The sequence below is a fragment of the Acinetobacter endophylla genome, assembly GCF_053543775.1.
Genome location: NZ_JBLVOM010000128.1, coordinates 1 through 1,512, shown reverse-complemented (window position 1 = coordinate 1,512; position 1,512 = coordinate 1). Strand labels below are relative to the sequence as shown.

Annotated in this window: 1 pseudogene; it reads left to right on the top strand. The window is 41.9% G+C overall.

The annotated features are described in order from the left end of the window. Positions 1 to 1,123: pseudogene (locus tag ACNPNW_RS05905) on the top strand (ISNCY family transposase); the annotation flags it as partial. Positions 1,124 to 1,512: the final 389 nt, after the last annotated feature.

The window sequence follows — 1,512 nt, the reverse complement described above, 5'->3', positions numbered from 1 at the left end:
GTTAAAATCAAAGTGCCTTTCCATTATTGCTGAACATTTGCTGGGCTTTGGACCCACCTTGGCGCATGAAAAGCTCAGCAGCATGTTTGACCTGAATATCCCGGTAGAAACGCTTCGGCGCTGGATGACGGCCAATGACCTGTGGATTCCTCGATCCAAGCGCCTGAAGCGTCCATATCAGCCACGTTATAACCGTGATTGCTTCGGTGAACTGATTCAGATTGATGGCTCATATCATGACTGGTTCGAAGGACGCGCTGCTAAGTGCTGTTTATTGGTGTATATCGATGATGCTACTGGCAAGCTGTTGCATTTGCGCTTTTGTGAGGCTTAAACAACCTTTGACTATATGCTTTCAACCCGAGCCTACATTGAACAATACGGCAAGCCTTTGGCCTTTTATAGCGATAAACACTCGGTATTCCGAGTCAATCAAAAATCGAGTCAAGATAGTAAGATCACGCAATTTGGCCGGATTCTGAATGAGTTAAACATTGATATTATCTTCGCCAATTCCCCACAGGCCAAAGGCCGTGTAGAACGTGCCAACAGAACCCTTTAGGACCGCCTGATTAAGGAGATTCGCCTGGAAGGCATGGGTTCGATTGCCGAAGCCAATGCATGGCTACCCTGCTTTATTGAGCATTTCAATCAGAAGTTCGCTAAATGTGCACGAAACTCAAAGAATTTACATCGACCATTAGCCGAATCTGATCTTGAACTGGATGATATTTTTACCTGGCAGGAACCGCGTAAGGTCACCAAGAATCTGACTCTGACCTATGACAAGTGTATTTATATGCTTGAACCGACAGAGCTGAATCATAAGCTTGCTGGGCAATACATTTCATTTCTGGAGTACCCGGATGGAACTATCGCCATCATGTATGAGGGACGGAAGATCTATTATAGCGTCTTCAATAAACTGGCTGGACTACAGCAAAATGCAGTGGTTGAGAATAAAAGATTAGGTTCGGTTCTGGCCCATATCCAGCAACAGTATGAAGCATTGGAAAAACAGAATAAACGTTCCCGCCTCAAGAAAAGTATGCCGAGTCGTAAAGCTCAGAAAGCTGTTATTGAACAAAGAAATTTAAATCCTGTGCTTGACTCTTGTGGTTAAAAACAGGACATTTTAAATGGTTTATCGCATAGACATTTTAATTGGTGAATAACAACACTTGTATATTAATATCAATAACTTAAAAATTTCACACTGATCACAAAATGCCCAAAAATCCGATTTTGAAACAAGTCGGCTTAAAAATGATCAATTTTGACATTTTCCGAATGTTATCAACTCTTCCAGGGTAAAAACTATCCCCAATTTCTGTGGATGAAATTTAGGCTATTTTGTAGGCCTAGGCTTACGTGAATCTCGGCCCTTTGCTGCTATGCGGCATACTGGAATTTTCATATTATTGAATGGTCAGGAACAGGAAGTTCCATATAATAAAAAATAAGCACCAGGATGGCGCTATATAAGACATGCAAGAGCACAAAGACCTAATG